This is a genomic window from Rhodococcus sp. R1101 (genome assembly GCF_000278445.1).
GTDB lineage: Bacteria > Actinomycetota > Actinomycetes > Mycobacteriales > Mycobacteriaceae > Rhodococcus > Rhodococcus gordoniae.
Window position 1 is genome coordinate 1 of sequence record NZ_AJVB01000406.1, and the last position, 3,547, is coordinate 3,547.

Below are 3,547 nucleotides of genomic sequence, written 5' to 3' on the forward strand. Positions count from 1 at the left end.
GCGAGTCCGAGCGCTTCGTGGTGGGTGTCGACGATTCACCGAAGCCGCCGCCGGCGCGGGTGACGTTGACGCTGCCCGCCGTACAACGGGCGCGCCAGGTATGGCTGCTGGTCACCGGCTCCGCCAAGGCCGAGGCCGTCGCGGCGGCCGTGGCCGGTGCCGCACCGGAGGATTTCCCCTCGGCGGGCGCCCGTGGCACCGAACGCACCGTGTGGTTCCTCGATCCGGAGGCCGCCGCGCAACTTCCGGCGTCATGATCGAGCCGAGTACTGCCGAGATCGCTGCCTGCATCGTGTGGCCACGATCGGCGACTCGGCGCTCACGCGCCGGCGCCGTCGAAGTCGGGGCCGTCGGACTCGTCCGTCTCCGTGCGACGATCCCCTGCGGAGTGGCCACCGCTGCGGTCGTCGAGACCGCTTCGCACACAACGCATCCGAATCGACAACCGCGGACCTGCCGTCGACCGTAGTATTCGCAGTGGTGATCGGCCCGGGACACATCGCACCGTTCGTGGGTCCATGCCGGTGAACTCCTCCCGTCGTGGACCGTTGTCGTCACGGCCCTCTGTCTCGTTCGACGCGCCGGGGCGCCCGACGGTTCCATTCGGAACGAAATCGACCGTTCGGATTCGGGAGCGAGCGGTCAGATACCCCGTTCGATCACCGCGGCGGTGACGCGGTCGTCGATCGACGACACGGGGTTCTCACGTGCCACCCAGGGATCGCCACCGAAGTACTTCGCGAAGATCTTCTCGGCTGTGCGGGTGGCGAGCGCCTGCGTCGTCAACGTCGGGTTCGGACCTCCCAGACTGTTGGCGAGCGCCGAATTGTCGGCGACGAACAGCCTTTTCACCCACCGCGCTTCGGCGTCCGCATCGAGCACCGAATCCCGGTCGCTCACCCCCATCCTCATGCTCGACTGCGAGTGCAGGATCAGCGGCGGCCAATCGCAGCGATGCACCCTCTTCGCGCCCGCCGCCCTCATCAATTCGACGGCCTTGCGGGTTGCGTAGTCACGATTGCGGCGGGTACGAGCCGAGCGCCGACGATGCCGCACGGTCACCCGCGGCGCCGGACCTCCTTCGTCCGGATACAGGATCGGTGAGAGCGTCACGCGGTTGTCAGGTTCGACGTCGTCGTCCGAGATGACGAGCGCCGCGAGGACGCGGTCGGCGTCCGCCATCGTGTCGAGCAGGTCGCGTCCGACGAGCCGCCCCATACTGTCGGCCCCCGCGGAATCGACGACACCGCCGGCACGTCCGTACCCGTGGATGCCGGAGTCGCTGAAGTTCAGCGCATACGCGATCAACGCCGGGGGCAGACCGACCTGCTCGATCCCGCCGTAGCCGGGCAGATCGACGCGAGCGTTGGAACCCGGTCCGCGCGTCTGTCCGGTGTACTCGTCGAAGACGCCGAAGACCGCGTCCATGTGGTGGTCGGTGAGACCGCGGCCGACCCAACCGTTCGGATTCGGCAGCGTCGAGTTCAGCCACAATCGCGGGCTCTCGATGCACCCGGCCGCCAGCACCACCACCGGGGCGGTCGCCTCGTGCTCCTCCCCCGCTGTCGTGAACCGCACGCCGCGTGCCACGGTCTCCCCGTTCACCTCGTCGACGAGAATCTCGGAGACCACCGCATCGGCGATCAGGGTGACGGCACGCCCCGGGGATGACCACGCGTCTGCGGTGAGCATCATCGGGACGTACGAGTTGTCGGTGGACCGTTTGGCCTTGAGATTCCGCGGCGCCCCCAGCGGCAGGAAACAACCCTGATAACAGTGCCCGCACATCGTGCAACCCCGCGCTTCGGGATGGTGCAGACGCGCGCGGTCGCGGGTGCGGCCGGCGGTGCCACCGGGTTGGAGGATCGCGTTCTGCTGGGCGCGGTGGGCTGCCCCGGTGGTGTCGAGCGAGGTCTGGTGCGGCAGACCCATGGCGGCTGCGCCCCGCAGGAACAATTGCTCCTTGGCACCCATCGGTGCGGTCTGCACGGGCAACGTGGCCTCCACCCACTCGTAGTAGGGACGCAGATCGTCGTAGCCGAAGGGGAACAGGTGCGCCGTGTCGTACATGTCGCGGTCGGCGCCGTCGTATCCGGAGAACGCGCCGGGTGCCGCCCGCGGTGAGTTACCGAAGAAGTGGAGCGTGGTGCCCCCCACGCCGGACACCTGCCACACGAACGAGTTCTGAGGCAGATCACGCAGCCACGGCGTGCCCGAGCGGTCTCCCGGCCCGTGGCGGAACATCCCGGTGATCGGATTGTTGATGTCGTCCTCGAAGTGGGTCCACTCGTTCTCCGGGTCGGCGAAGCGAGGTCCTGCCTCGAGAACGAGCACGTCGAGGCCGCGCGCCGCGAGCTCCTTGGCCACGACGGGTCCGCCGCCACCGGCCCCGATGACGATGACGTCGGTCATCTGTCCCCCACCTCGTCGATTCCGCCGTAGTAGCCCAGGAACTCGTCCCACCCGTCGCTCGGTCCGGCATAGCGGCTCAGCTCCCAACCGACCGGGCGTCCCGTGATCTGCCGGCGCGCGCGGTCGTAAGCGGAGACCTCCGCGAAGGCCGCGAAGGCCGCCAGGGTGGGGATCGCGTTGACCATGAACTTCAGCACCAGACCTTCGAAACGCGGGTCGGTGTCGAGCCATTCCAAGACCTGCGCTTTCGCGGCGTGACTCAGGTTCGCGAAGGGCGCCGCGAACGGCCCACTCACCGAACGCGGGTCGGCGGTGACACCGAAGGTGTTGAGCAGCACCGCGATCGCCGCGGCGCCGGGCAGGTTGCCCGCCTCGGGGCCGAGCAGCGGCATCGGCGACGCCTGGTCCAAAGTTCGCTCGAGGGATTCCGCCGTGCCGACGGTGACGCCACCGGGCCTGTCGGTCCACACGCCCTGCTGGTGCGAGTACAGGTCGTTGCCGGGTACGACGAACGCGAGCACTCCGTTGATCGTGTCGCGCACCGGAGGCGTCTCGCTCAGCGGACTCGCGTCCGACTCCCGCGCGAACACCCCTGCGGTGCCGACCAGGGCCGCCATGGTCGTGGCCATTCCGGCGAGAAAACGCCGCCTGTTCCAGTACCCCTGTTGCGCGTCGTCCACGTCACCCCCTCGTCGCTTCCGGCGTGCAGCGTACGAGATGTCCCGGAACGGTTGCGGTATTTCGCCCGAATCCCACTTCCCAGCACGCACTTGTATGTCTGGTCCGGGCATCGACGTGTTCCTTGTCGGTCGGTGGCCGATGCCTGTCCCCACCGGCCAGTTCGGTTGCCGTGAACCCGGTGACCGTGATCGACTCTGTCGTCTGCCCGTCCTTCGAAGTCATGATCTCAGTCCGAACTCGTTCCGGTTTCTCGTTTGTCGGCACCACGCACGGTCTCGAGTACGACTTGCCCCTGCTGGTCGACGAGTCTCGTGAACAGTTGCTGCCCGTAGCCGAATACCAGCGCCCAGGCGACGATCTGCGCCGAGGTGTCCAGTGCGCCGAGTCCCGGGACGAACTGGCCGCGCAGCAACAACAACCCCAGGAACGCAGTGATCGCGCCCATCGGAAGCTT

3 protein-coding genes and 1 pseudogene are annotated in these 3,547 nt (G+C 68.0%); 1 reads left to right on the forward strand and 3 read right to left on the reverse strand.

Features of this window, described 5'->3' with window-relative positions; genetic code table 11:
• The coding region (locus tag R1101_RS0118735; protein ID WP_016934871.1) for a 6-phosphogluconolactonase at positions 1–257 on the forward strand (257 nt) is incomplete at its 5' end.
• A 385-nt stretch (positions 258–642) separates the two neighbouring features.
• Here the strand turns inward: R1101_RS0118735 and R1101_RS0118745 are convergent.
• The 3 genes and pseudogenes from R1101_RS0118745 to R1101_RS0118755 all read right to left on the reverse strand — a co-directional run.
• Entirely contained in the window at positions 643–2,412 is a 1,770-nt protein-coding gene (locus R1101_RS0118745; RefSeq protein WP_016934873.1) for a GMC family oxidoreductase N-terminal domain-containing protein, read from the reverse strand.
• Entirely contained in the window at positions 2,409–3,092 is a 684-nt protein-coding gene (locus R1101_RS0118750; protein ID WP_016934874.1) for a hypothetical protein, read from the reverse strand. The genes R1101_RS0118745 and R1101_RS0118750 overlap by 4 nt, the downstream gene beginning before the upstream one ends.
• Positions 3,093–3,319: 227 nt before the next feature.
• A pseudogene (locus R1101_RS0118755) lies at positions 3,320–3,547 on the reverse strand (hypothetical protein); the annotation flags it as partial.